This window comes from Nostoc sp. (assembly GCF_036917315.1).
Lineage (GTDB): Bacteria > Cyanobacteriota > Cyanobacteriia > Cyanobacteriales > Nostocaceae > Nostoc.
Genome location: NZ_JBALDR010000017.1, coordinates 59,109 through 83,407, shown reverse-complemented (window position 1 = coordinate 83,407; position 24,299 = coordinate 59,109). Strand labels below are relative to the sequence as shown.

Genomic DNA, 24,299 nt, shown 5'->3' with positions numbered 1-24,299 from the left:
CGGAAATCTGAACCTTTCCATTTTCACAAAGGTCTGAAGAAAGAGAATTTCTATTTACTCCTCAATAAACAAGCTACGTGGAACAAATCTCAAATCCCAAAGTTAAAATTCTTTCTTGAAGAAAAATACTTTAGGTATGGAGTAAATCTAAAATCTAAAATCTAAAATCTAAAATTCCCAATTCAGTGACAAATGAGTTATCCTTTTCTAAAGTTCAGCAGTTATACGGAAGCTATAATCGGTGAGATTCAGCTATTGAGTGAAAAAATCAGTAAATCTCACTAAGAAATAATGGTTAGTAACGATTCTGCACGGGCGGACAACAATCAGCATTTGCTAATGCGCCTACCACGGACTCTAAGTTATCTCGAAACCTGGGGCTTTGGATTAACTGGTCATGTTGGATGGATTGGTACTGCCCCAATCATTCATGCAGCGTTAGGGCCGAAAGCTATCTTAGTTTGGTTTTTTGGCACGATTATTTCCTTTTTGCTTAACTTGCAGGTACAAAGTCTAGGTAGGCATTGGTCAGATGTTGCTGGAGGAACACCAAACTATACCACAAGGCTATTAAAGAACTTCCCTGCCTTAGGGCGTTACGTAGCATTAGGATACTTTTTTAGCTGGGCAGCAGCACCAGCACTGTATGCAATTATTCTCACCAACCTAATTAAAGTCAATTTTGAAACATTAGGTATTTCTTGTCCAGAAACTTTCTTAAAAGTCTTATTTACAGCGATTCCATTTATTTTAGCCTTCAGTGGCACCCGTGCTTTGGCGCTTCTACATTTATTTTTTGTATTCCCAGCGATTTTATTACTGTTATTGTTTTGTGTTCAAGGCGTATTATGGTTAGCCTTCTCATCTCCTAGTTTTCAATTTCTCCCAACTAGCACACATAGCCTGAGCTTTCAAGAATGGGCAAAATGGTTTTTTCTAGCTAGCTATTCAATTTACGCTTGTGAAACCACTTCTTCTTTTGTTGCTGATAGTCGCCATCCATATAAAACTTTAAAGTTTTTAACCGTAGCTGCTTGGTTAATTCCTCCGGTGTTTCTAGGTGGTTCTTGGGTATTAATGTGTTCGGCTCCCAATCCCAGAATAGGTGACGATGCGTTCTTAAATCTAGTAGCAGCTTCTAAGCCTTTTTGGGGTGAATTTGCCCCCTTTCTAGTAACACTTCTAATTACTATATCTTGCCTTCTAAGTTCTGCTACAGCAGTTTCTAACTCTCCTCGGATATTATACCAGCTTGCCTTAGACAGACAGCTTTCTCCTATATTTGCATTAGTTTCCCGTCAAGGTGTCCTTGTACCTGCTATTTTAGTTACCTTTCTACTCAGTTTGCTTTGTCTAAATTTGGGAAATATATCTCAACTTGTCACAGTAGCAGGCACCTGTTATCTCATGTCTATTATGGGTCTACATCTGGGATTATGGATATGTCGTAGCAAAGCATACGTGTTATGGCCTTGGTGGTCACTTAGTTTTTTCTTGGTAGAGACGGTAGTTCTAATAGTGGGAGGTTTAGCTTGGAACTGGAGAGATTTCTTAGTGGGATTATTATTACCCATTATTTTGATGAGTGGAGATTTAGTGCTACGTCGCTTAAGATTTGCGCCATTACACCCAAATTGGTGGACACAGCGTTACGATACTAAGTCTATTAGAAATAATCCAGATTTTGTAGTATTACAAGTGATTGTGTTAGTATCATTGATTTGTATTACTGCCACAATCAGTTGGGTTATTCGCGATTTTTTAGATAGACTTTCTAATCATCCTCAAAATTCTTTCCTAGCGATTTTATTAGTGACGCTTTCTTTTACAGGGGTTGCGATCGCTTGCTGGACAACTTTACCACAAATTATTGCTATTGATGAAGCACGCAAACAAGCAAGAAACCTATTTATCACTACTCTAGATACTGTTCCAGATACTGTTTTAGTATTAGATGAAGACGGAAAAATTTCTCAGACAAATGCCGCTGCTGAAGAATTATTTCAAACAAGTATTCAGGAGTTGCTTGGGCAAAACTTGAATCAACTTCTAATATGCTATTGCGGCAAACCGGAGCAATGGTCTACTAGAAGTGAGCAAAGCTTGAAAATTAACCAAGGTTTGCGAATTGTTGAATCGACGATTTCCCAGCCATTTAATTCTCTGCTACGAGAATATATTGTTATTGTTCGTGACATCACTAAGCGGAAGATAGCAGAAGAAGAATTGGTCCAGTATCGTTATCAACTTGAGCAGTTAGTTTTAGAACGCACTATTGAACTGATTAGAGTTAATCAACAACTTCAACAAGACATTGTTAAACGTCAAGAAGCACAAGAACAATTACTGCACAATAGTCTTCATGATGGGCTAACTGGATTACCTAATCAACAATTATTTATGGAGCGGGTGCAGCAGGCAATAGAACAGTCTAAACAGCAAAATAATTATTTATTTGCTGTACTATTCTTAGACCTAGATCGCTTTAAAGTTGTTAATGACAGCCTGGGACATCTACTAGGAAATCAACTTTTGATTTCAATTTCTCATCGGCTCAAGTCAGTTCTGCGAGGCAGAGATATAGTAGCTCGTTTTGGTGGAGATGAGTTCACAATTTTAATTGAGGAAATTGAGGATATCAATACCGCAATACAGGTAGCCGAACGAATTAAAAAGGTGCTAGCTTTACCATTTCAATTAAATGAGCATCGGGTGTTTACTAATGTTAGTATTGGCATTGCTTTAAGTAGAGCAGATTATGAACAAGCAGCGCAGATTTTACGCGATGCTGATGTGGCAATGTATTGTGCCAAATCACTTGGTAAGGCACGTTATGAGGTTTTTGATCCAAAAATGCACAAGGGTGCAGCTTTGCTCTTAGAGTTAGAAACTGCTCTGCGAAATGCACTGCTCAAGCAAGAAGAATTTCGTCTTGATTACCAGCCAATTGTTTCACTAACAACTGGCAAAATTATTGGATTTGAGGCACTGATACGTTGGTATCATCCAGAACGAGGACTTATTTCCCCTCAAGATTTTATTCCTTTGGCTGAGGAAACTGGAATGATTATTAGTATTGGTCAATGGGTGCTTTATGAAGCCTGTCACCAAATGCAAAAATGGCATAAACAATTTCCTACCTCACAACCTCTGACGATTAGCGTAAATTTTTCTGGTAAACAAATTACGCAACCTGATGTGTTTAAACAGGTTAAACATATTTTGCAGCAAACTGGACTGGAGCCATGCTGTTTGAAATTGGAGATTACTGAAAGCTTGTTGATGGATAATTTTGAATTAGCTACCACTGTGCTTTCTCAGTTAACAGCACTGAATGTTGAAATGCACATGGATGATTTTGGAACTGGCTATTCATCCTTGAGTTATCTACATCGCCTACCAATCAAAACCATTAAGATTGACCGCTCTTTTGTCACCAGTATAGGTAGTCGAGGAGAAAACTTAGAAATTATTCGAGCGATTGTGACATTAGCCCATAATTTAAATATGTCTGTAACAGCAGAAGGCATAGAAACTGTAGACCAATTAGCACAATTGAAGGCTTTACAATGTGATTATGGGCAAGGGTATTTTTTCTTACCACCTATGGAACAGGCAGAAGTGGAAATACTACTTGCTGCTAATTTGTGCGGAAAAAACTTTTTAAAAAGATAAAATCTTGGGAGCAAATTCTGTTTAGAGAAACACTTTGTCAAACTGGGCAATAAATTTCACTTGACAATCTATTCTTAGTGTCGCGCTGATTGTAGTTGGAAATTGTCTACGTTACCCTGCAACCCTTCTTCTAACAAAAGTTCGTTAACAAAAGTATCAATTTTTTGCCGATCGATATTTTGCATGACTACAATGTGTACCCAATTTTCATAAATCGCTAACTGCCACTTTTTAATTAACCTTTGAGAAGGTTTTTGAAACACTACGGTATTAGAAAATTTATTGAGCATACATGGATATTCTCTGATTTTAAGTTGTTGGAAAAGATATTGGGCATTAGCTATACAAGTCTTTGCTTCTTTGGCTAATCCATCATAACCTCTTGTTTTCATTGCATACCAGAGAATCAGAGGGGTATGACCGTTTCTAGATCCGAGAATTGTTGTATCTGACGATCCAATATATTCAATTTCTGTTTCAACTTTTTCTACCCATTTTTTCTTGGTTAAAACTACACCGCAAGGCAAGGGTGAACCAATGAATTTAGCAGAAATAGCTATACTATCTATGGGTTTTTGAAAGTTAACTTGTGGAGCGCCATCTAGAAAGGGTAATATTAATCCTGAAAGGGCGGCATCACAATGAATGTAGTAATCTTTAATCTGATTGCGTTCTAAGATTTTGAGAACTTTGTCTAAGTTATCAATTGCGCCTTTGACAGTAGTCCCAATATTCAAATTGACGATCGCAGGATAATTGCGATTTTCGCTAATGAGTTGTTCAAAATGTTCATAATTCATCTCTCCATTAATTTGTGAGTTAACAACATTATGTTGAATGCGGAATAGTTTTGCTGCTTTTGGTATGGAGTAATGAGAGTCTTGTGATGAGTAAAGAATACCATCGGGATAGATTTCTCTTGCTAAGAATATTCCATATAAATTACCTTCAGTTCCGCCAGCAGTAACATAACCCCAAAACTCATTTTCTGGAATTTTATAGAGTTGGGCAAAAAAAGATAATACTTCTTGCTCAAACTTACGAGAATGGAGACCAAAATCTGGTTCAATATATGGATCTCCAGCATTATTTAACAGAAGATTGAAAAATTTAGCGATCGCACTGTAATCACAACTTAAATTATATGGATAGCCTGCATGAAGCTGCGATCGCTGTTCTATTTGCAGCAGAAAATCAGCCAATTCCTTAGCGACTTTATTTGACATATCTTTGTATCTCTTAAATTTTGATTGAGTTAATGGATGTTTTAAACGACATTCTACGTATTAATCCATACCTTTAGATTTTCTTAATAATCTATTGTTTTGGCTCTTTAATTGAATATAATACAGTGAAAATACTGATAAATATTCAGTGATAATACCCAATTTTTTTCTATAAAAGTATATTACACTTAGAACTTCTGCATAATACGAAAGAACCATAATGCGTATTACTTAAAATATTTTTCAGTCGCTGACTGCAACCTGATTTAATCACATATTTAACTTTGTGCCAGTCGCGTAATTTCTGGGAATGACTAGGCTATACAAGCGAAGTCCGCATAAGCGGACTTCATCAAGCTAAAAAGACATTTACAGAAATTAAATATGCGTTATACAGAACCCTAATAGAGACTTAGCACTCCTCGTCTCTATATTCTTTTTCACTTTAAGGTTGATACAAATAGAGCAGCAAGAGAGCAGGCTTGCCGTGACTTGTGCCGTGCATCTCGACTTACTTCGACTACGCCCTTCTCTGCGAGAGGCTGCGCCCTTCGGTTACGCCCTTCGGTTACGCTCAGGACAAGCTCAGGACAAGCTCAGTACAAGTCGCTCGATGGAACCGGAGCCGAGGTAGCATAGCCGAACAGGGGCAGGGAGAAAGAGTTAGAGATAAATTATTTGTATTAAGCATTTCGTGAAATGGTATTACATCTGTTTTCAAGTAAATAAGGTACAAAATACAGGATTCGCCCATCAAAGATAAAAAGTTTCTACTTCTTTGTTCCTGCCTCAAAACCTGTAGCTTTGTACTTCATATAAAACAAAACTGCTGTAAGGGACTTCTAAATAAAAAAATACTCAACTACTTAACCTGAGTTCGGGTTAAAAATAAGTAAGTAAAAGCCACTCTAGTTGAAGACTAGGTTTATTAGGTTGATGACAATAAGCGATTAATCCACAAAGAACGTTAACGCAAAAATTAACGGGACTAAACAAAGCATCTAAACTAAACATAGGACAGGTTACTGAATTTATTGTTATTTTCAGCTTACTACCTGTCCTTTTCCTTATCTCGAACTCAGGTTACTGAATTTCTTTAATTACGAACTATGAATTAACAATTATGAATTATATTGAGGGGGGTTCCAAATTATCATTGAGAACATTCTGCTAAATTTTTCTTAGCGTAATTACAATCAAAATAAATTAAAGCTTCTCTACTGGTGAGGATATCGTAAGACGCGATTTATCGCGTCTCTACAAGCGTCATCGATCGCACTATTTATCAATTTTCTTGATTAAATAGCTGAAAACTGCTGTCAGCAAATTCTTCTAGAAAAGAGTCTGATTCATTCTCCAGAGGTTTGAAAAACTGGCTGTGCTGCTCTATTTGGGGTGCCGGAAAACACGAATAACTGTTGATTCTCTGGTAAAGCTGAACCTTCACCGAGATAACGATGAAGTCCTACTGCCATATCTCCTGTAGGAGTGAGTTTAAAACTAACTTCTTCAAATTCAGCTTCACGCAAAAGTTTGCGGACAGTATCAGAATGGCGAATACCCTTAGTGTCTCCACGAGTCCAAACGATTGAGGAACCTTTTTTACTTAATAAACTTAGGTTCCGAAGTAAGCGATTGAGTTCAGCTTCGTCAGCTAGATTGCCGAATATACCACACACAATCACAATGTCTGCTGGCACTGCTCCTGCATAGTTGGAGGAATTTGTTGCATCGCCATTAATATACTCAATTTGCTTTGCCAAACCAGCTGATTCTATAGCTAGTTTTCCACGTTCAACTAACTTCGGGTCTAGTTCAACGAGTCGTGCGTACACATCTTTTGCACGGGAGTGCTTTGATAGCGTTCTCAATAAATCCCTCCCATCACCCGCGCAAACACTGACTACACGAATGATTCCCGGTAAAGATACATCCAAACTATGAGAAATATATTCCCGAACAATTTGCAATCGCTGCTGCAATTTCGGTTCACTATTGTAGAGATCGTGCCATTCAAACCAGTCTTTTGGCATAAGGGGCAATTTCCGTTTAATTTAAACTATCCTCTTGCAGAGTGCGTTGTTCACTCTTAATATAAAAATACGGTAATTTGACGTATTTACCGTATTTTTATCAGCCAAAAGACATTATCACATAATTCTTCCAAGTTCAAGTCTCGGTTTATTCCGGGGGCTTTACGCATCACGACTCGTAAGTGCGAGGTTTCTGACCAATTAAGGTACGAAAATTCTTGCTGCCTCCTCTAGTTTTCGGTTTTTTTGCTGAAATACTTAACAAAACTTTACTGGTATAAATGAAAAAGACTCTCAATAAGTCTGGTACTATATCTTCAGAGCTATTGAGACTAATACTCATTAAGTAAGCCATGTATTTCAGCTATTTGCAAACTTTCTGAAAAGATAAGGCTTTTGACTTGCGTGGCTGTTCAAACACTGGAGTCGATGCCTTGATGGGCAGGGAACGCTGGATTAACCAACCTCTCAGGGCGACTTTTGAGTAGAGCACACAACTATTTATTTATCAGGTGTCAATATGTCAAAAAAAATTGGTTTGTTTTACGGTACTCAAACTGGCAACACTGAATCTGATGCTGAAAAAATTCGGGATGAGTTTGGTGATGATATTGTGACATTACATCCCATTTACGAGGCGGATAGTAGCACTTTTGATGAGTATGACTTGCTGATTATTGGCTCTCCTACTTGGGATATTGGTCAACTTCAGAGCGATTGGGAAGGCTTTTTCTCCGATCTAGATGAAATAGATTTTAGTGGTAAGCTGGTTGCCTATTTTGGTGATGGAGACCAATATGGCTATGCCGATAACTTCCAAGATGCAATGGGAATTCTGGAAGAAAAAATTTCCCAACGAGGCGGTAAAACTGTTGGCTACTGGCCAACTGAGGGATATGACTTTGAGAATTCTAGAGCTTTGAAAAATGGCAAGTTTGTTGGATTAGCACTTGATGAAGGTAGTCAATCCGATTTAACAGATGAGCGAATTAAAACTTGGGTTGCTCAGTTGAAGACAGAATTTGGTTTGTAGAGATTTGGGGCGCACAGCTAGCTGTGCGCCTTTATTGAAGTTGATAATTTAGAAGTTATAGGTATTTATGTCTGATTCATTTGATATTTTATGGTTAAGTGCCAGTCCTGTTTTGCAGCGTTTTGATAAACCATTACTTGAATATTTATCTAGGTATATAAATGTCGCCCAGTGGGAATACCAGCAAACCAAAGATGAAGCCAGTTCCATAGATCAAGCTGTGGAGTTGCTATATGAGTTTTTAGAATGGCGCGATCGCCCCGTGCATTTAGCCGGTCATGGGATGGGTGGTGCGATCGCTTTAACCTTTGCGCGGCGATTTCCCCAAAAAGTGCGATCGCTCACCTTACTGGCTGTAGCAGCTCAACCTGCAAACAATTGGCAAGCTCACTATTACTTTCAACGACAACTTTTTAGCATCAGCCGTGAGCTAGTTTTGGCAAGCAGCGTTCGCAGTCTTTTTGGAAATCAACCACCTCATACTACTAAAAAGTTAGTAGCTGCCTTAGATAAAGATTTAGAACAATCTCCCACGTCACACTCTTTATTTAAGTTGGTTTATTTACCCAAGGGTGGAGTTTCTATGCCAATGATGGTATGTGGTAGCAAGAGCGATCCGGTAGTCAACTCAACTGTATTGCATGATTGGTTAAATTGGTTGAAGCCAGAAGATAAGCTCTGGGAATGCCCAGAAGGATATCATTTTTTTCACTACTTCTATCCTCAACAGGTTGGCGAACAGATTTTGAGTTTTTGGCAACACCACCATCCGCATCTGCTGGAAGCATCTGCACTATCTTTTAGTACTTCTACAAATTAGTAACTTTGAGAGTGCGATCGCTAATCATTTTACCACTCATTATTGATGGTTCATCCTCTCAAGCTGGGTGTAATCATTCGGATAGGCGTTCTCGAAAATAAAGGCGATATAAATTACAAAGGCATTGAACTTTATTTTCTTTAAATTCAATTAAGCCCAGGCTGCGTAATCTAAAACTTTGTGCAGAGTCTAATTTAACAGGAATATCACTCTCAATCACTTTTTTCATCGCTGTTTTTAACAATTTGTCTTCTTCCAGCAATGAAAGATAGGGATGTAAAAAGCCTCTAAATAATCCCTCGTCAGTCGGAGCAACTTTCAAGAACTGTTCTAAAGTTAAATTACCTGTGGCAATTTGATATAGAGCAGTCCTTAATAAATAAGGATGACCATCAATCATTCCCCTTAATTCTCCGATTTCTGTATCTGACCAATTTAATTTATGTCGTTGGACTAATTCTTTTATTTGTGTGGCGTTGAATTCTCCTATTTCAACAGATAAACCCACATTAAAAGGCGATTGATTGACATTTAGAGAAACATATACTTCTTGAGAATGTGCAATTACTAAACGCAACTTTTGCCAGATTTCTTCGTTTTTACCGTTTTCATGCCAAGCTCGGAGCAAAGCAAAAAATTCTTGAGCAATTTCGGGATAAGGAAAAATTTTATCAATATCATCTAAGCCTAACACTAGAGGAGTATTAATATTTTTTAATAAATAGTCTTTTAAATAGTTAGTACAGTTAACTTGGCTGCTTAAGCGTTTTTTCCAATATTTATCTATTTGTTCTTCTAGCCCTAATTCATCACTCAGAGTTGCACAGAATGCCTGTAAAAAATTACTGAGATCGGTAAGATTTTCTTTACTCCATAAATTAAGAGAAACTGTGCGATAACCTTTTTGTTTACTATAGTCAAGAATGCGACTCATTAAAGAAGTTTTACCCATCTTTTGCGGCGCTTTGATGCGGATTAACGCCCCTGGTTGCAGGATGGATTCATAACATTTAATTTCCACCTCTGGACGCTCGATATAAAAGGGGGAATTAAGAGGAACTTGACCATCAGGATTTTCATAAGTCACTGAGGAGTTGTTCTCTTTTACCTTTGATGTTGATTGTTCAATAATGCCTAGATTAATTAGCAATTGTTGCTTAATAAACTGACTCACTCCCTTGTAGACTAAATTATCTGTTGATTTTGGCTTGGTGATAGAAAGATGGTCGTCATCTGTAGCGGTAGGTTGGACATCTTTAATGCCTGGATTAGCGCTATCTGGGTCTACAACTAAAAAACCTTGAGTAGACTTGGTTTCAAAATAAACTTTTGTAGTAATTTCCAATGAATCAACATTTTGCCGATACCACTCGTTAAGTTGACGCAGTTGGGGAATATGTGCTTTCAATTCATTAACACTAACAGTGGTTCGTGCCAAAATACCAATTTTATCGACTAAGTTGGCGAGATGGGAACCAGTGTGAGGAGTGGATAGAAATACAATGCCTTTTGTCTGTTGAATAACTACTTTTTTTTGAAATGTCTGAGCATTACGCAGCATTTCTTTAATTAATAATCCACCCATACTATGAGCAATAAAAATTATTGGGTATTTTCCAATATCATAAACTTCTAAATATTCTTGTAAGTTACTAGCTCTATCAAAGAGTGGCATTGTTGAACCTCTCCACTCAAAGGGTTCAGCTTTGTAGCCAAAAGACCAAATACCTAAATCTGGTCTTTCTTGTGCAAGCCACGTTAACCAGAAATTATCATCGTTGCGTAGTTCTTGTGGATGCCAAGTTCCTCGTGCGTGACCACCTAACCCGTGAACAAAAATCACATCTCCGCACCGCTTAGGGTTGTCACATCCCGATATTTTAATTAAACCAGTCATCTCTGCGGGTTCAGGTTTTGGGGGTTTAGAAAAAATGTTAAAGGGCATAGATATTATGGAGAGAATTAGAGTATGGCAAATTCTTCTTATGCCACGGCCACAGCGCGACTTAAAACTAGGATACAGCTATCACGTCACTACTCGGTGCAATAACCGCGAGTTTAAATTAACGCGTCACGAATGCCGTCAGGTGTTTCTCTATGCTCTCAAAAAGGCATTGGCTAAGTTTCAATTTAAACTTTATGCCCTATGTATTATGTCTAACCATGTCCACTACCTTCTAGAGCCAGCACAACCGAACGATTTACCCAAAATCATGCACTGGATAAATTGGTATACGGCAATGTGTTTTAACCGAATGTTGAACCGTACAGGACATTTTTGGGAAAAACGTTATCACAGCACAGGATTTGACAAAAGTGACTATCAACGGGCATTGAATACGCTGCGATACATTCACGCCACATTGCCTAGTGCCAGGTATCGAATCTCCCAAAGCCTTATTACTGCGTGGAAAATATCCCATAAATAAATCTTTACAATTCCCTGAAAGCCTTATCTGCTACAATTTACAAGTCTTTGCAAGAAGAAAGAAGTACAAACGCGGCACTTCACCAGCAAACGGGAGTTCACCCGACCGGAGTTCCCCCCAAAACGGGAGTTCACCCCTCATAGATACAAATCTATCTGCACCCCTCAGGTTCATGGGTAATTCTTCATATCTTCTCCACTCCCCATCCTGTCCTCTCCATCCCACATTTTTTGTAAAATTATTATACCCTTTCTCGTTCCAATTTTTCCGTTTTCCCTTCTCCCAATCAAAATCGAGAGAATTGCCAGTAGCCAAATATATTTTTTTCTGGACACTATAACCAAAATACCCCTTAGAGTTATTTACCCAAAGTGTATCTAGTTGTTTTAAATCCTTACAATTAAAGTTTGTGACATCAATAATATCTAAATAGGGTTGTTCTTCCTTTCCTGCCGAATAGAGAATAAACTGCAAATTTTTTAAATCTGCTTCCCTCCATCTTTGTTGATTCATTAAATAGTCTAATTCATTTAATAAATGTTCCTTTAAAGATTTAGCATAAACTGGATTTGAACTATCCAGTTTTTTAAGTTTCCGATAAAGCGAAGCTACAATATCAGCATTGCCATTGTAGAGAATATTTAAATCTAAAGTAAATAAATCAAGATGAGACTTAAACTGAGATTTAAAACTACTGATAGAATCAAATGCTTTCTTATAATCTGCTAGAGCCTTAGATTGATTTGAGCGTTCCTCTAATTTTCCTTTAACGTAGTTAATATAAATTAAAGTAGCTAAATTATCGGGAGTTTTATTAATTTGATTTTCTATTATTGGTAATTGTTCCAGGCTTTTAGTAAAATTTATTTCAGCCTTTTCTAAATCTAAATCTTTTTTGGGATTTTGATCGCTTTCAGCATCAGCTAGATATTGATGCCCTAAAACCAGCGAACTATTTAATAAAGCCTCTTTTAGCTGAAAATTATTAATTTTCTTCTGCAAAACTAAACCTGCAATATTCAAAAACTGATTGGCTTCGTTTGTTTTTCCCTTTTGTTGCAGTTGAGAAGCCACTGCTGATAATTTTCTAATTTTATCAATAGATTGGTTGAGTTCATTTGTATTTTTGTGAGCAGTTTGCAACTGGATAAATGCACCTATACCTAACAAACCTGTAATCCCTAAAGTCACAGATAAAACCACCACTCCAAAACGCATTCTTTTCCTAGCAGTTACCAATTGCCTTTCTGCTTCTTGTTTTGCTTCCGCTTCAACTTGTCTAGCTCTTTCTGCGGCTTCCTTTTCTTTCTTTTCTCTTTCTAATTCTGCCTGTCTTACTGTTTCTGCTAGTTCTTCTTTTTGCTGTAGTGTGCGACTAGCGGCTAAAAATTCTCCATCTTGAAAACTTAAACTTTTACCTTTTGCCCAATTTTCTGCTTCTACTAAAGCTTGACCTCGCAATAAACGAGACTCATCCTCTTTTTTTGATAATATCCACTGACGATAATTCTCTGCATAAGGACGCAAACTGGCTAAAGTTTTCTCAATCCATAAGCTGTCAAAAATGGTTTGATAAATCCTATTGTAAACTTTTAATTTTTCCCCCTTGTTAACAACGATTCCCGCTAACTGTAAATCACTCTGTTCAATACTACTATCAATATCAATTCCGTCTGAGTGCCATACTTGTTGATATAAATCTAATAAGTATGCTGCTTTCTGTTCATCCCTTTTTAAAATTCTATCCCGAATCGTTCTAAAGTGTTCCGGTTCATCTTGAGATTCCCAATTCTGAATCACTCTATCTCTGACTAAATTTTCTACAAAAGGAGCTTCTTCACCTGGGGGAATTACAGTTGCAGATTTACGGACAAATTCACAGACTTTCTGAGTCAAAAATGGCTGTCCTCCAGTCAAGTCTAAAATTGCTTTTAGTACGGCTTTTGGGTTGCTAGTTTGTCCAGAGAATCCATTGATTAAAGGTAAAGCTTCTGCAAATTCAAATCCGGTTAATTCAATTCCTTTGCCAATATTAAAAGGAGTGCGTTTTTTATCTTGAATTAACTCAGAAGGGGTGGCGACTCCCAAAAGCACAAAAGTAATGCGTTGATATTCAGGATTATCAACTCTTTGATTAAACAAAGCTCGAATTAAAGCAAAAAAATCATCAACCGGAAATTTTAAACTGAGAATACTATCAATTTCATCTATAAAAATAACAATCTGTGTGGAAACTAATTTGAGTAATTTGTCAATAAATTTACCAAAAATCTGCACATCAGAAAATCGGGAATTTTCTTCCCATAACTCATCTATATCAAACTGCTCACCTAACTTTAAACTTTTAGAACCAGCAATAGTATCAATAATCCCAGAATACCATTGTTCAGACTTTAGCCCAGATGTGCCAATTGCGGTTAAATCAATAGATACACAAGCAATTCCTTCACGCTGTAACCTTTGCATTGTGCGGACACGCAAACTAGATTTACCCATTTGTCGAGAGTTCAAAACAAAACAAAACTCTCCAGCTTTCACAGCCTGATACAAATCTGCATCAGCTTGGCGTGTGACGTAGGTAGGTGCATTAGCAGGAAGACTACCACCAAATTGATATTGATAATCTTCAGGATCAGGCGAATTTGTAGTCATACTTTATATGGCTAATAGTTTAAATTATACCTAGAAATCGTGTTGAGGTACTCCAAAGTCGTGTTGAGGTACTCCAAAGTCGTGTTGAGGTACTCCAAAGTCGTTTTGAAGTACTCCAAAGTCGTTTTGAAGTACTTCAAAGTCGTTTTGAGGTACTCCAAAGTCGTTTTGAGGTACTTCAAAGTCGTTTTGAGGTACTCCAAAGTCGTTTTGAGGTACTCCAAAGTCGTTTTGAGGTACTTCAAAGTCGTGTTGAGGTACTCCAAAGTCGTTTTGAGGTACTTCAAACTTTGTCGCACCGCGATCGAGTACCACAAAATGCTCGTGTAGGCAGACTCAGTTACAACGGACAAAATTTTCGTACTCCTCTTGTGTTCCCAGTGGTATCTTTAATGCATTCGGCTATAACCCAAAGATGCTGTGCAAGTAAAGATTTAAACGAATTCAGAGGTTAGTTCATGGATTTTCTCTCGGACACCGTTGCCCTCTCACGGATGCAGTTTGCACTGACGGCGATCTTTCACATGCTATGGCCTGTTCTCACCACTGGGATGGGGATTTATTTAGTCATTGTCGAAGGAATGTGGCTCAAAACACGCAATCCCGATTACTACCACCATGCTCGTTTCTGGGCAAAACTATATGTGTTGAATTTCGGCATTGGTGTAGCATCCGGTTTGCCGATGGAGTTTCAATTTGGCACAAACTGGGCACCGTTTTCTGAAGCCGTGGGTGACTTTTTTGGCAGCATTTTAGGCTTTGAGGCTTCGATGGCATTCATGCTAGAAGCCGGATTTTTGGGGATTATGCTGTTTGGCTGGGAACGGGTAAACCCAGTTATTCACTATTTTGCCACGATTATGGTTGCCTTTGGCGCAAACCTATCTACCTTCTGGATTTTAGCAGCAAACTCTTGGTTACAGACCCCAGCAGGTGGGGAAATGGTGAACGGGAAGTTTGTTGTCGATGATTACTTTCAGGCAATCTTAAATCCCTTCATGCTCAACAGCGTCTCGCATATGTTTTTGGCGACGCTGGAAACTTCTCTGTTTGTGATTGGGGGAATTAGCGCCTGGTATATTCTCAACAACCGTCATCAGGCTTTTTTTGCGCGATCGCTCAAAATTGTCTTAGCAACTGCGATCGCAGTCACCCCATTACAAATCTATATCGGACACCTCAGCGCCGAGCAAGTGGCTGATTATCAGCCTACCAAACTCGCCGCGATGGAAGCCAAGTGGGAAACTAGTCCAGCCGGTCAACCCGCACCCTGGAGTGTGGTGGCATTACCCAATAATCAGACTGAGAAAAATGATTGGGAAATCTCAATTCCCAACGGCTTAGGCTACATTTTGGAATTCAAACAGAACCTCTCTAAACCCGTTCTCGGACTGAAACATTGGAAGCCTGAAGATCGCCCCCGGATGGTGGGTTTGATTTATTATTCCTTCCGTATTATGAGCGGCATTGGCTTCTTCTTAGCTGGATTGATGGGACTCAGTGTGATTCAGTGGTTGCGGGGCAAACTCTCAGCAGAAGCGATCGCTCAACAGAAATGGCTACTGCGAATCTGGATTTTGGCGGCTCCACTGGCCTACATTGCTGTCGAATCAGGCTGGATTGTGCGTTGTGTTGGGCGGCAACCTTGGGTACTTTATGGGCAAATTCGCACGGCAGATGGAGTTTCCCACCTACCTGCTAGTGAGGTTTTAACATCTCTGGTGATTTTTGCTGGAGTTTATACAGCCCTGTTTATTTGTGCTTTATTCTTTGGTAGTCGAATCATTCGTCAAGGCCCCAATCTGGAACTTCCGGTTCCAGGCATTGACACCGAACCTGCCGCAGAAACTACTCCAGCTGAATTTGTTCCAGATCAACGTCCTGTCGAAGCAGAGCAATAGATAAGAAGGCAGGAGGCAGGAGGCAGGAGGCAGGAGGCAGGAGGCAGGAGGCAGAAGGTAGAAGGTAAACCCCATAAATAAATTTCGGGGTTTGAAACAAGAATACCTTTTTTATTACACTGAGTGTCTTGAAAAAAATCTGCTGTCACTCTCTTCATAAATAAATTTAGGGGCTTTAAAAGAAAGTGGCAGAGGGCAAAAAATATATTTTCTTCCTCCTGCCTCCTGCCTCCTGCCCTCTGCCTTTCTTGGGTAAATCAATAGGTAACTATATGGAGAATCTAGAACACTTTTTAGCACAAGTTTGGTTTGTTATCTTGGCTCTGTTTTTATTTCTCTACGTCATGTTAGACGGGTTTGATCTAGGCGTAGGTATCCTATCGCTAACCAGTTCCAATGACGACCGACGCGACATCTTAATGACGAGTTTGGGTAATATTTGGGATGCCAATGAAACCTGGTTGGTGTTGATGGGGGGTGCATTGTTTGGGGCATTTCCTCTTGCTTATGGCACCATTTTGAATGCGCTCTACATTCCCATTTTTGGCATGATCTTTGGCTTGATTTTTCGGGCTGTGGCCTTTGAATTTCGAGAGCATTCTACAAACAAAGTGTTTTGGAATGTGGCGTTTGGAGTCGGTAGTTTCATGGCGGCGCTATTTCAAGGATTCGCCTTGGGCACCATTTTAGAAGGCATTAAGGTGGATGAAGCGGGTCACTTTATCGGCAGTATGTGGGATTGGCTCGATTGGCGATCGCTCTTAGTTGCCTTGACATTGATCCAGGGTTATGTATTGATTGGCTCTACCTATCTCATCTTAAAAACTGAGGGAGAACTGCAAACATCCCATTACCGCACAGCAAAAATCGCTGCCTGGACAACGCTTTTAGGTGCAATCTTAATCACGATCGCCACTCCTGTTGTGTATGAAAATGCCAGGGCAAAGTTATTTCATCAGCCAGAAGTGTATCTATTTTCAATCATTCCCGTGTTAGGTGTGCTGCTGATTTGGTTATTGATTCAAAGCCTAAACCGTAAAGCAGAAACTACTCCCCTCGTTTGGACAGTGTTGCTTTTTCTACTTACCTTTGTGGGCTTAGGATTAGTTGTTTTTCCCTATATTATTCCCCCAGGTATCACCATTTATCAGGCAGCCGCAGCACCTAGTGCATTAGTGTTCATGATTATCTTCATTGGATTTCTGATTCCCATTATGTTGTTCTACAACATCTACAATTACATTGTGTTTCGAGGGAAAGTGGCAGGCACACATTATGGGGAATAAATGACACAATTTTGGATTTTAGATTTTAGATTTTAGATTGATTCTAGGGAAATATCGCTAACTCAGTTTCCGGGTCAAAAAAGTGAATTTTTTCTGGAGTTAGCGATAACCAAAGTTGCTCGCCAGGTTGTACAAATCGGTCTGGTGGTATTCGCACTTGTAGGTAATTGGCTGTAGTATTAGGTTGAGATCCTGGTTCGGCAATCTTAACGGCGAGAAAGGAATCGTTACCGAGATTCTCTACCAAATCTACTTGTACTGGTAAATTTTTAGTAGCAGGCATACTCAAGTTTAAGTGTTCTGGACGAATGCCTAAAATTAGAGTTTTCCCATCATATTTTTGTAAAGCTTTTCCCCAAACTTCTGGTAGGGTGAAACGCAACTGGGAATGAGTAATCAATAGAGGGGCATGAAATTCTACAGGAATAAAATTCATCGGTGGGGAACCAATGAATTCTGCTACAAAAAGGTTGGCAGGACGGTTGTAAAGTTCTAGGGGAGAAGCAACTTGCTGAATTTTACCCTCAGACATAATTGCAATGCGATCGCCCATTGTCATCGCTTCGGTTTGATCGTGGGTAACGTAAATCGTCGTTGTCCCCAGTTGGCGCTGCAATTTGACAATTTGAGCGCGGGTTTCCGCCCGCAGTTTGGCATCTAAGTTAGAAAGTGGTTCATCCATTAAGAATACTTGGGGGTCACGGGCGATCGCTCGTCCCAATGCAACCCGTTGTCTTTGTCCCCCAGATAGCTGTTTGGGTAAGCGATTCAGCAATGTTTCGATTTGCAACAATTGAGCAACACTACGCACCTGCTGATCCACCGCCCGTTCTTTGTCTGAAATGTAGCGCAATCCTTTAGGTAACTTTCTGGTTGCCCCCACAAAAAGATTTTCCGCCCACCCCCGAAAATAAGGAGACGAGGGAGTAATTTCTCCTCTGCTCCTCTGCTCCTCTGCTCCCCTGCTTCCGCGGCGGCGTAACCCAAAGGCGATGTTGTCATACACCGTCATGTGCGGATAGAGGGCGTAATTTTGAAACACCATTGCGATGTCGCGTTCCTTGGGTGGTAGGTCATTGATCAAGCGATCGCCTATCCAGATATTACCGCCAGTCATTACTTCCAACCCGGCGATTAACCGCAGCAGAGTGCTTTTACCACAACCAGAAGGGCCCACCAGCACCATAAACTCGCCATCTGCGATCGTCAGGTTAATCCGCCGCAAGACGTTGACACTTCCCGACTGCTCTTGCGCTGCATCAGTTGTGAGAGGAGATTGGGTTTGTGAGTTAACACTTTCCCCTTTACGCGAGGAAAAACTTTTATAAACGTTTTCTAAAATAACTTGGGACACAACTGTTAATTATTGTCATGGGGTATTGGGCATTGGGGAGCCAGTGCGTTGCGGAGGTTCCCGACGCTCGAGTACTCGCTAACGCTGCGCTATCCGTTGAAGCAACTGGCGTCATTGGACAATATGACTAATGACTAATGACCAATGACAGTTTAGCGCCCATCATAATACACGTTCTATGTAAATACGAAAAGTTAAAAAAACAGTTTTTACCATAAAAAGCAAACTATTCTAAATTTTAGGGCTGTCAGGAGGTGTTGTGATGACTACCGATGTACCTAAAAATCTTTCCCAAGATCCAAGCGTTAACCCTATCCATGACATTGTAGACGCACAAACCACAGATTGTTGCATTGTGGGTGGGGGGCCAGCAGGAGCAGTATTAGCGCTGTTGTTAGCGCGTCAAGGCATTTCTGTGATGCTGCTGGAAGCACACAAAGACTTCGATCGCGACTTTCGCGGCGATACGATTCATCCATCGGTGATGGAAATTATGGAGGAATTGGGACTTAGCGATCGCTTGTTACAACTTCCCCATACCAAAATGCGCCAAATTAGTATTCAAACTGCTCAAGATACTGTCACATTCGCAGATTTTAGTCATCTAAAAACCCACTACCCCTACATTACAATGCTTCCCCAGGTGAAATTTCTAGAGTTCATCACCCAAGAAGCACAAAAATATCCTAGTTTCCATCTGGTGATGGGTGCGAATGTACAGGAATTAATTACCGAAAATGGCGTAATTCAAGGTGTACGCTATCGAGGAGGCGGTGGCTGGCATGAAATTCGGGCAATACTGACAGTTGGTGCAGACGGTCGCCACTCACGTTTACGCCACTTGGGTGAGTTTGAGTCCATCGAAACCTCGCCACCAATGGATGTCCTCTGGTTTCGCCTACCGCGCCAGCCAGAAGACCCAGAGGGGGGAATGGGGCGCTTTGGTCAAGGTAATATCATTGCCATGCTTGACCGTGGTGATGAGTGGCAACTTGCTTATGTCATCCCTAAAGGAGGCTATCAACAACTGCGGGCTGCGGGTTTGGAGGAATTAAAAAAATCTTTTGTGGAAGTAGTGCCAGAATTCCAGCAACGCATTCAAAATTTACATGATTGGTCACAAGTAGCTTTTCTCTCAGTGGAGTCCAGCCTTGTCAAACGCTGGTATCGTCCAGGGCTGCTACTCATCGGTGATGCCGCTCATATAATGTCCCCCGTTGGTGGAGTTGGGATTAACTACGCGATTCAAGATGCTGTCGTCGCGGCGAATTTACTTAGCAAACCGCTCAAAAACCGAGAAGTACAACTTAGCGACTTAGCAAAAGTACAGCGTCAACGCGAGTTGCCTATACGTATCATTCAGGCGTTTCAAACTTTTATCCAAAAGCGGGTATTTGTCCCGGTTCTCACCTCAAATCGTACCTTTGTACCACCTGCGTTTTTGCGCTTACCCATCTTGCGCGATCTTCCCGCTAGGTTGATCGCCTTGGGTGTTTTTCCGGTTCACCTCAAGACTTAATTTTTGCCAATAATTTTTTCTATTTCTTAAATGGGTGGTACAATTATACTACTCATGCAGAATTGAATGCTCAATTTAGTCAAGCGAAGGTGGCGAACGGTATACTCAATGCTGTTCAAAGCGATCGCTTGGCTTTTATGCTAGAAATAACTAAAAACTCAGAGTGGATGTAGAAAATTTGTTCAAATATTATTAAAAAATGCAAACAATTAAACCTATCTAGATATTAATTGGCACTACATAGAAAAACCCCCTCTTTTTCAATCAGTACTTTTTGCAGTCAGGAGTAATTTTAATGAACAGCTGCGTTTTGATGGCGGAAATTATTAACGAGCCGCAACTCCGCTATACAGCGGATAATCTGGGAGTCACGGAAATGCTGGTGCAGTTTCCCAATTCTCAGAAACCAGAAGATCCGCCAGCCACGCTGAAAGTTGTTGGCTGGGGGAATTTAGCGACAGAAATTCAGCAAAACTACCACCAAGGCGATCGCGTCATCTTGGTAGGACGTTTAACTATGAATACTGTTGCGATGGAAGGTTTTAAAGAAAAACGTGCTGAATTGACAGTGCAACAAATTCAATCTGTTGGAGGTAGTTTTGATACCGATCCATTGCCCTCAGCAACTGCAACTCCATCATTCACTGAAACTGCTCCACGACAAACACCTTCAGCACCTCGTCCTCCACAGAAGGATGTTCCCACTTACGAGTCAGCAGCACGTCCAGCACCTACCCCAGCGCCAAGTTACGAACCCGTACCCCAACCCACAAATTATGAGCGAACCACTTATCCAGCGGTGAAAGAGCAAGAACCAGATCCAGATGACATTCCGTTCTAAAGTTGTTAGTTGAGCGTGTATTCAATTTGCTCATATACTTGGCAAAAAGCATTAGGATTAAATAATTTCTACAAATAGCCATCCTTGAGGATGTGCTATTTTTTTATCTGCGTTGACGCTTTGCGTCTTGTCGTGAGATATCGCTTAGTTTAGCTATCGAGCAGTTAGGGATAGAGAATTTTCTATCTAAATCCCAAGCTTCAGCCTTTATTTTACAATTTAATAAACTTCATCATGACTACCAATATCAATCAATAAAATAACCATTTCTAGCAACTTCTCATCCTCAGAGAAATTAAAGATAATTCTACAATCATAAGCAACAGAACAAGACCACAAACCCGCTAAATTTCCTGTTAACTTATGAGATTTCAAAGACGGTGTAAATGGATCATCTGCCAAAAGCCTTAATACATTAACAATTTGATTCTTTAATTGCGGGTTTTTCTTTGTAATCTTCCTAAAAGAGCGCTTAAATCCACTACTCCAGACAACTTCCATCATCATCTCCGAGTAAATCAGCGATCAAATCATCAACGCTTCCTCTCTTGGCTGTCCCATCCTTAAAAGCCTGCATTACTTCCTGAGCATTAGCCAAAATTTCAACCCGCCGATTCTCAATTCGTTGCTGGCGAAGAAACTCAAATAAATACTCTCTATCTTCTGTGGGCAAACTTTCAATAGAATTAATAATTTCTTGTAAAGTCATCATAGAACTTCCTAATCAAGTAAATTCTACCTTTGCTAACTCTATTTTAATCTCTATTTCCATTGCCTCAGCTTCTTACATTTGACCAATTTCGGCAAAAATATGATAGGATACCAAGCTCAGTGGCGGCAAATGTTTCTGGAAGGTAGAAGCAGGGATTAGCGTAGGCGTAGCCCGCCGCAAGCATGGCTAGGGCATTAACCAGAGTGTAAAAACCAAATTTACTTACATATATATCAAAACTATTGTTAAAATCCAAATAATTTTAAGTTAGAATTCCTACCCAACTCCTATGAGAGAAACTGTCCTAGAGGTTCGCAATTTACAAGTTGAATTTCCCGGTGATGGCAACATTAACAGAGCTTTGGATGGTATTTCCTTTAGCCTACATCGAGGTGAAACTCTAGGAATAGTAGGAGAATCGGGGAGTGGTAAATCGGTGACAGCCCTAGCTGTGATGGGCTTGTTACAAACTCCCGGTATAGTTACTGGCGGTGAAATCTGGTTTCGTCCGCAGGAGAATGGCAAAGCAATCGATTTGGTAAAATTGCCTTCTGAGCAAATGCAGTTACACCGGGGTGGCGACATTGCCATGATTTTTCAAGAACCGATGAGTTCGCTCAATCCAGTTTATGACATTGGGTTTCAGCTCACAGAAGCGATTGTGCGACATCAAAATGTGTCAGCAGCCCAAGCAAGACAAATTGCGATCGCAGGTCTACAAGAAGTAAAACTCCTACCTAGCGATGAGGAGATCCAACAGCAGTATACCGAAACTTCATCGAAACTAGAACCATCAAAGTTGTCACAGTTGGTTAAAGAACACAAAGAAGCCATGCTAGAACGCTACCCTCATGAACTTTCTGGGGGTCAGTTGCAACGGGTGATGATTGCAATGGCAATTTCTTGTAACCCGTTAATCCTAATTGCTGATGAACCAACTACAGCCTTAGATGTGACGGTGCAAGCCACAATTTTGGACTTGTTGCGAGAATTGCAGCAAAGCCGTGATATGGCAATGATTTTCATCACCCACGACTTGGGGCTAATTTCGGAAATTGCTGACGAAGTAGCAGTGATGTATAGAGGCAAAGTTGTCGAATCCGGTACTTCTCGGCAAATTTTTAGCAGTCCCCAGCATCCATATACTAAAGGTTTGATCGCTTGTCGCCCCACGCTCAACCGCCGTCCCCAAAAATTACTCACTGTTTCTGACTACATGAGTGCAGAAAAGACAGCAACGGGACAAGTAGTAATTCAAGCGAAAGAACCCGCACAACCCATAGAAGTCACCACCGAAGAGATTGCCGCGAGATTGGCAAACTTTAATGAATTGGAACCCCTGCTGCAAATCCGCAACCTGAAAGTTGGTTTTCCAGTGCGCGGGGTGTTTGGTGGGACAAAACGCTACAATATGGCAGTTAATGGCGTTTCCTTTGATGTCAAACCAGGGGAAACACTAGGTTTGGTGGGAGAATCTGGTTGCGGCAAAACCACCCTTGGCAGAACTTTGCTGCGATTAATTGAGCCGATGAGTGGTCAGATTATCTTTGAGAAACAAGATATTACCAGTCTCAAAGGAGAACCGTTGCAAAAACTGCGGCGAGAAATGCAAATAGTTTTCCAAAATCCTTTTAGTTCCCTCGATCCCCGGATGAAGGTTGGCGATGCGGTGATGGAACCTTTGGTAATTCACGCCGTTGGGAAAAGCAAGCAACAACGACGCCAGCGAGTAGTAGAACTTTTAGAACGGGTGGGGTTGAGTGCAGATGCGATTAACCGCTATCCGCATCAGTTTTCTGGCGGTCAACGCCAACGGATTTGCATAGCCCGTTCTTTGGCGTTAAATCCTAAGTTTATCATCTGCGATGAATCAGTTTCAGCGCTGGATGTTTCAGTACAGGCGCAGGTATTAAATCTTCTCAAAGAATTACAGTCAGACTTTCAGCTTACTTATATCTTTATTTCTCACGATTTAAGTGTAGTGAAATTTATGAGCGATCGCATTTTAGTCATGAATCGCGGTCAAATTGTTGAAGAAGGCACAGCCGAAAGCATCTACCAAGAACCCAAAGAAGAATACACGCAAAAATTAATTGCTGCGATTCCTACTGGTAGTGCTGAACGCGTGCGAAGTCGGCATCTGAGGGCTTTATAGAAAGGGCGGTTAGAAACCCTGTCTACACGAGACTTTACCCACCTCCGTGGGTTATAAAATTATTTTTAACAGATATTTGTGCAAACAAAGTTAATTACATCTGCAAGTCCAGACTGAGTTTTCAAATTAGTAAAAATAAAGGGTTTATCACCACGCATTTTTTTAGCATCTCGTTCCATCACATTTAAATCTGCACCAACATAAGGCGCAAGGTCAGTTTTGTTAATCACCAACAAGTCAGATTTAGTAATACCGGGGCCACCCTTGCGGGGAATTTTATCACCTGCTGCAACGTCAATGACGTAAATCGTTAAATCCACTAATTCTGGACTAAAAGTAGCAGCCAAATTATCACCGCCACTTTCCAAAAACACCAAATCCAAATTGAGAAAACGTTCTTCTAACTGTTCAATTGCCGCCAAATTCATCGAAGCATCTTCGCGGATAGCAGTGTGAGGACAACCACCAGTCTCTACACCCAAAATGCGATCGCTAGCCAAAGCCTGAGAACGCACTAAAAACTGAGCATCCTCCTGAGTATAAATGTCATTTGTCACTACCGCAATCTGATACTGCTCGCGCAACCCCTTACACAAACCATCCACCAAAGCCGTCTTTCCCGAACCCACCGGGCCAGCAACTCCCACTCGAAATGCATTCATT

General features: G+C 40.4%; 18 protein-coding genes and 1 pseudogene. 9 read left to right on the top strand and 10 right to left on the bottom strand.

Annotated features, from left to right (window positions below):
• The first annotated feature begins 291 nt into the window (after window positions 1-291).
• Window positions 292-3,675, top strand: a complete 3,384-nt coding sequence (locus tag V7K84_RS10035) for an amino acid permease (protein WP_334837743.1) — start codon at window positions 292-294, stop codon at window positions 3,673-3,675.
• 74 nt (window positions 3,676-3,749) lie between these two features.
• On the opposite strand, the gene V7K84_RS10030 is transcribed toward V7K84_RS10035, so the two are convergent.
• The 3 genes and pseudogenes from V7K84_RS10030 to V7K84_RS10025 form a co-directional block, all read right to left on the bottom strand.
• Window positions 3,750-4,901 carry a histidine decarboxylase gene (locus tag V7K84_RS10030; RefSeq protein WP_334837742.1) on the bottom strand — a complete coding sequence of 384 codons (1,152 nt, stop codon included), beginning with the start codon at window positions 4,899-4,901 and terminating at the stop codon, window positions 3,750-3,752.
• A gap of 882 nt (window positions 4,902-5,783) precedes the next feature.
• Window positions 5,784-5,891, bottom strand: a pseudogene (locus V7K84_RS34245) (IS982 family transposase); the annotation flags it as partial.
• Window positions 5,892-6,250: 359 nt separating this feature from the next.
• Entirely contained in the window at window positions 6,251-6,934 is a 684-nt protein-coding gene (locus V7K84_RS10025) for a class I SAM-dependent methyltransferase family protein (protein ID WP_334837740.1), read from the bottom strand.
• 520 nt (window positions 6,935-7,454) lie between these two features.
• On the opposite strand from V7K84_RS10025, the gene fldA reads away from it, so the two are divergent.
• A complete protein-coding gene (fldA, locus tag V7K84_RS10020) occupies window positions 7,455-7,967 on the top strand; it encodes a flavodoxin FldA (RefSeq protein WP_094352179.1) in 513 nt (170 codons plus the stop codon).
• A 67-nt stretch (window positions 7,968-8,034) separates the two neighbouring features.
• Complete coding sequence (locus V7K84_RS10015; RefSeq protein ID WP_334837737.1) at window positions 8,035-8,787, top strand: alpha/beta fold hydrolase; 753 nt, start codon at window positions 8,035-8,037, stop codon at window positions 8,785-8,787.
• 73 nt (window positions 8,788-8,860) lie between these two features.
• On the opposite strand, the gene V7K84_RS10010 is transcribed toward V7K84_RS10015, so the two are convergent.
• Window positions 8,861-10,732, bottom strand: coding sequence for an AAA-like domain-containing protein (locus V7K84_RS10010; RefSeq protein WP_334837736.1), 1,872 nt, complete (start codon window positions 10,730-10,732; stop codon window positions 8,861-8,863).
• 40 nt (window positions 10,733-10,772) lie between these two features.
• On the opposite strand from V7K84_RS10010, the gene V7K84_RS10005 reads away from it, so the two are divergent.
• Window positions 10,773-11,216: a transposase gene (locus tag V7K84_RS10005; RefSeq protein WP_334837735.1), complete on the top strand. Its 444-nt coding sequence runs from the start codon at window positions 10,773-10,775 to the stop codon at window positions 11,214-11,216.
• 30 nt (window positions 11,217-11,246) lie between these two features.
• Here the strand turns inward: V7K84_RS10005 and V7K84_RS10000 are convergent, their stop codons facing one another.
• Window positions 11,247-13,868 (bottom strand): AAA-like domain-containing protein, encoded by a 2,622-nt coding sequence (locus tag V7K84_RS10000; protein ID WP_334837734.1) that lies wholly within the window; start codon window positions 13,866-13,868, stop codon window positions 11,247-11,249.
• Window positions 13,869-13,898: 30 nt separating this feature from the next.
• Entirely contained in the window at window positions 13,899-14,183 is a 285-nt protein-coding gene (locus V7K84_RS09995; protein WP_334837732.1) for a hypothetical protein, read from the bottom strand.
• 143 nt (window positions 14,184-14,326) lie between these two features.
• Between V7K84_RS09995 and V7K84_RS09990 the strand changes: the two genes are divergently transcribed.
• Both V7K84_RS09990 and cydB read left to right on the top strand, forming a co-directional pair.
• Window positions 14,327-15,769, top strand: coding sequence for a cytochrome ubiquinol oxidase subunit I (locus tag V7K84_RS09990; protein ID WP_334837730.1), 1,443 nt, complete (start codon window positions 14,327-14,329; stop codon window positions 15,767-15,769).
• A 272-nt stretch (window positions 15,770-16,041) separates the two neighbouring features.
• Window positions 16,042-17,055 carry a cytochrome d ubiquinol oxidase subunit II gene (gene cydB / locus V7K84_RS09985; RefSeq protein ID WP_334837728.1) on the top strand — a complete coding sequence of 338 codons (1,014 nt, stop codon included), beginning with the start codon at window positions 16,042-16,044 and terminating at the stop codon, window positions 17,053-17,055.
• 43 nt (window positions 17,056-17,098) lie between these two features.
• Here the strand turns inward: cydB and V7K84_RS09980 are convergent, their stop codons facing one another.
• Window positions 17,099-18,409, bottom strand: a complete 1,311-nt coding sequence (locus tag V7K84_RS09980) for an ABC transporter ATP-binding protein (protein WP_334837726.1) — start codon at window positions 18,407-18,409, stop codon at window positions 17,099-17,101.
• Window positions 18,410-18,671: 262 nt separating this feature from the next.
• Here V7K84_RS09980 and V7K84_RS09975 point away from each other — a divergent pair, with 262 nt between their 5' ends.
• Window positions 18,672-19,928 (top strand): FAD-dependent oxidoreductase, encoded by a 1,257-nt coding sequence (locus V7K84_RS09975; RefSeq protein WP_334837724.1) that lies wholly within the window; start codon window positions 18,672-18,674, stop codon window positions 19,926-19,928.
• A 295-nt stretch (window positions 19,929-20,223) separates the two neighbouring features.
• Entirely contained in the window at window positions 20,224-20,769 is a 546-nt protein-coding gene (locus V7K84_RS09970) for a single-stranded DNA-binding protein (RefSeq protein ID WP_334837722.1), read from the top strand.
• A 219-nt stretch (window positions 20,770-20,988) separates the two neighbouring features.
• Here the strand turns inward: V7K84_RS09970 and V7K84_RS09965 are convergent, their stop codons facing one another.
• Both V7K84_RS09965 and V7K84_RS09960 read right to left on the bottom strand, forming a co-directional pair.
• Window positions 20,989-21,270, bottom strand: coding sequence for a type II toxin-antitoxin system RelE/ParE family toxin (locus tag V7K84_RS09965; protein WP_114085402.1), 282 nt, complete (start codon window positions 21,268-21,270; stop codon window positions 20,989-20,991).
• Entirely contained in the window at window positions 21,251-21,481 is a 231-nt protein-coding gene (locus V7K84_RS09960) for a hypothetical protein (protein ID WP_334837719.1), read from the bottom strand. The genes V7K84_RS09965 and V7K84_RS09960 overlap by 20 nt, the downstream gene beginning before the upstream one ends.
• Window positions 21,482-21,770: 289 nt before the next feature.
• Here V7K84_RS09960 and V7K84_RS09955 point away from each other — a divergent pair, with 289 nt between their 5' ends.
• Window positions 21,771-23,636: an ABC transporter ATP-binding protein gene (locus tag V7K84_RS09955; protein ID WP_334837717.1), complete on the top strand. Its 1,866-nt coding sequence runs from the start codon at window positions 21,771-21,773 to the stop codon at window positions 23,634-23,636.
• A 65-nt stretch (window positions 23,637-23,701) separates the two neighbouring features.
• On the opposite strand, the gene ureG is transcribed toward V7K84_RS09955, so the two are convergent.
• Window positions 23,702-24,298 (bottom strand): urease accessory protein UreG, encoded by a 597-nt coding sequence (gene ureG / locus V7K84_RS09950; protein ID WP_334705728.1) that lies wholly within the window; start codon window positions 24,296-24,298, stop codon window positions 23,702-23,704.
• Window position 24,299: the final 1 nt, after the last annotated feature.